This window comes from Caballeronia terrestris (genome assembly GCF_001544515.1).
GTDB lineage: Bacteria > Pseudomonadota > Gammaproteobacteria > Burkholderiales > Burkholderiaceae > Caballeronia > Caballeronia terrestris.
Map to the genome: position 1 here is coordinate 1 of NZ_FCOL02000199.1, position 3,494 is coordinate 3,494.

3 protein-coding genes and 1 pseudogene are annotated in these 3,494 nt (G+C 59.0%); 2 read left to right on the forward strand and 2 right to left on the reverse strand.

The genetic code is table 11. The features are described 5' to 3' along the window. Both AWB67_RS35150 and adk read right to left on the reverse strand, forming a co-directional pair. Positions 1–417 (reverse strand): annotated as a pseudogene (locus tag AWB67_RS35150) (histone deacetylase family protein); the annotation flags it as partial. A gap of 72 nt (positions 418–489) precedes the next feature. Further along, on the reverse strand, positions 490–1,155 hold the full coding sequence (gene adk, locus AWB67_RS35155; RefSeq protein WP_087660517.1) for an adenylate kinase: 666 nt from the start codon (positions 1,153–1,155) through the stop codon (positions 490–492). 1,074 nt (positions 1,156–2,229) lie between these two features. On the opposite strand from adk, the gene AWB67_RS35165 reads away from it, so the two are divergent. Together AWB67_RS35165 and AWB67_RS35170 are read left to right on the forward strand one after the other, a co-directional pair. Continuing rightward, the gene (locus AWB67_RS35165) at positions 2,230–3,054 is read left to right on the forward strand and encodes a potassium channel family protein (protein WP_087660519.1); all 825 of its coding nucleotides are present in this window, start codon (positions 2,230–2,232) and stop codon (positions 3,052–3,054) included. A 212-nt stretch (positions 3,055–3,266) separates the two neighbouring features. Continuing rightward, positions 3,267–3,494 (forward strand): acetyl-coenzyme A synthetase N-terminal domain-containing protein (locus AWB67_RS35170; protein ID WP_327367070.1); only part of this gene is annotated, 228 nt, incomplete at its 3' end.

The following is a 3,494-nucleotide window of genomic DNA, read 5'->3' on the forward strand; positions in this document are numbered from 1 at the left end:
GTTGAAAAAGCAGAACCCGCCTGCCGCATCATATTCCGCATGGTGCCCAGGCGGGCGCACGTTGCAAAAGGCGGTGCTGGCTTTGCCCGCGATCACCAGGTCGGTCGCCAGCACCGCTGCGCCCGCGGCATGCAACGCCGCCTGGTAGGTGTAGGGATTCATCATGGTGTCGGGGTCGACTCGCACGTAACCCTCAGTCGGGGCCATGCTTGCGATGCTATGAATATAAGGAATCGAATGCGCTTGCGCGAGTTGTTGTTCCGTTGCGAGCGGCGCTTCACAGGTTTGCATGCAATCGATCAATCCCTTGATCAATAACATGTCGTGAATGGCCCCGATGCGCTCGGGTGACTCGGGGTGCATGTGCCCCATTTCATGTTTAACGCAGTCGGGATGAGATATGTAGGCGGATAACATGCGAGTCCGTTGCTCGGTGAAAGCTATTGCAATGCGGCGGATGGCGGAGGCCTGCTTCAGCTCGAGTACCGTTCATTTCAGCGCATCAAACACGCGCGCACGAAATTCGTCGACGCTACCCTGATCAGAAATGGCCGCATACCGTGGCGCCCTCCTTCTGGCCAAGGGATCGTCGCTACGCGCCCATTGATTGTAGTATTCGATCAGCGGCCGGGTTTGCGCGACGTATACGTCGAGGCGCTTCTCGACAGTTGCTTCCTGGTCGTCATCACGTTGGATCAGTGGTTCACCGGTTACGTCGTCCTCGTTCTCGACCTTCGGTGGGTTGAATCTGACGTGGTACGTACGTCCCGGTGCAGCGTGAACGCGCCGGCCGCTCATGCGCACGATGATCTCGTTGAACGGGACGTCGATCTCCAGCACGTATTCGATCGCGACACCCACTTGTTTCATCGCTTCGGACTGCGGCAATGTACGCGGGAAACCGTCGAAGAGATAGCCGTTTACGCAGTCCGACTCACGCAGGCGTTCCTTCACGAGGTTGATGATCAGGTCGTCCGGTACCAGTTCGCCGGCATCCATGAAACCCTTCGCTTCGACGCCGAGCGCCGAGCCAGCCTTAACGGCTCCGCGCAGCATGTCGCCGGTGGAAATTTGCGGAATCCCGAACTTCTCCTTGATGAAGTTCGCCTGTGTGCCCTTACCGGACCCGGGGGCGCCCAACAGTATCAAACGCATGTGATTGCTCCAAGTCTATGTCAATACTTTCGCGCGTAGCATTGCGGTAGCAGTTAGGTGTTCTGGTGATATACGTTGAGGCGAAGAACTCTATCAGACACCGCCTCCGGGAGGTGCAAGTTGACTCAAATCAATGAATGCACAGGCGTGGGGCGGTCTGTCATCAACCGGGCTTACCAGACTGCCCTTACATTCAGTGGTCGCCGGTGCCCGGTCGAGCCGCCATTCACGAGCCCCTGTGGCCGGAGATCGACAGCCGGAAGCTTGCACTTATTGCACTTATTGCGCGAAGAGCCGAGAGCACATTGCGGGCGACGTCCGGGCGGGCGGGAAAACACACCATGATCCATCGTCGTGCCGGAAGAACACGATGGTGAGCGTCCCGGTTGAAGTACAACCTTCGAGACGTACATAGCGCCCGTGCGTCGCAATCAGGCGTCCCATGCACGTTACCCGGGCTGGCCTCGACTGACTGGGCGCGAGCCACTTGTCCACGAGCGCTCGCAAGGAGATGTAGTTGCCGTTCATCGCTTGCTCCTACAGGCTTGGACATCGGCGGGATGTCGTTGATGAGGTCCACGATTCCAGTATGGGTCACGGGTCCGTACAGTTAAATCAGGGCGGCCTGAGAATGGAGTAGTCCGTTCTCCAGTCTTGTAGGGCGATCCCTACATGGCGTAATGGATTATTCGGTCGGCCGCGGGACGGTAGTCTTGTCCGGGTAACCCGGCATTGTCGCCAAGGCGCCGCGATCATTTGCGTTTGCAACCGGTTGGTGGCTGTCGAGTCGCTCGTCCTGCTGGGTTTCGATGGTGGCGTAAGGAAGGCGAGCAGTGCGCCCAGGGTCCATCAAGCACGTTGCGCGACGTATCGATCCAAACATCGGTGGCGTCCGTCGGGAAACGGACTCTCCTGATCCAGGTCAACGAAACCACGGGGCGGACCATTACGATCGATTTGTGAGGGCGGCAGAAGTGCTCGTTACCCGACACGGCGCATGACGCGCAGAAGACAATCGCAAGAAGCGCTGCGTCTGCCGCGCTCGCGGCCGCCCTGGACTACACGCAGACTGCAATGGAAAAATGGCTGCACAACTTCGGCTTCTGTGGCGTCGATGCACACGATGATCAAGGGGCAGCGAAAGCCTGGGTCTGGATGCATTGGTTGCTGTTCGCCATCAGTTTGCTCACGATTCCGGCTTTCTATCTCGAACTCGTAGGCGGCCCGGCGGCGTTCCATCGAGCAGGCCAGCTTCTTTATCTGGTCGTGGCTGTTGGCTTTGCCATTCTCTATGCCTGGATTGTGCGGCTGAGCCGGCATCCGCGAAGGCTCCTTGGTCGCAACTGGCTGGACATGTTGATCCTGCTGGGGGCGGCGGCGAGCATCGCGGGCGGGGCGACGCCATGGTCGGCGTGGGAGTGGCCGCCGCGAATGGGTTTCATGTGCGTCGTTGCGGTGCGCATCGTGCTCGCCTTGCGCATGTTGTTCGTCCCGAACCGGTTGCTCGTGCTCCTTCTCATCGGCGCTGCGGTGCTCGGCGTGGCGGGCGCAGGGTTCTACTGGCTCGAGCCGCGTGTGCAAAGTTATGCGGACGGCTTGTGGCTTGCGTTCGAGAGCAGTGCCACGGTCGGATACGGCGATGTTGCGCCGACAACGCCCGCTTCGCGCGTGTTCGCTGTTTTTGTCGTGCTGCTTGGCTACGGAATGTTGTCGCTGGTATTCGCCAACATCGCGGCGATGTTCGTTGGTGAGGAAGAGAAGTTGCTCCGGCGCGAAATGCATCGGGACATCAAGCGGCTGGAAGGAGAAATCTGCAGCATGCACGACGACTTGCGGGCATTGCGTGAAGAGCTCACTCGCGGCCAGTCATCCTGTCAGGCGTCGAACACTCGACGATAGATTCATTTTGATGATCCAGATCAGACGCCGTGACGCGTATGAGCAGATTGTTATATCGAGATGGCGAGCATCGAACAGAAGTGGCGAACGTGACGAGCATTCGGCATTCTGGTCCCCTCGTTGACATAGGGTCGCTTGGCTTGCACGTGATGCGCGGGTGTGTCTGCTGATCGCGCACATTTTCGAAGCTCTTACCGTCCGGGAAATCCGACATGAAACCCATTGAATCTGTCTTTATTGAACGCCGCGCTTTCCCGCCATCCGGGCAAGCATCGGCCCATGCCACGATCTCCGGCATGGACGCCTACAAAGCCCTGGCCGCGGAAGCCGAACGCGATTACGAAGGCTTCTGGGCGCGTCTCGCGCGCGAAACGCTCGCTTGGCACAAGCCTTTCACGAAGGTGCTCGACGAATCGAATGCGCCGTTCTACACCTGGTTC

What these genes read in the sequence shown, in the direction of transcription:
- adk (WP_087660517.1), bottom strand. Translation starts at nt 1,155, where the DNA reads ATGCGTTTGATACTGTTGGGCGCCCCCGGGTCCGGTAAGGGCACACAG.
- AWB67_RS35165 (WP_087660519.1), top strand. Translation starts at nt 2,230, where the DNA reads ATGGAAAAATGGCTGCACAACTTCGGCTTCTGTGGCGTCGATGCACAC.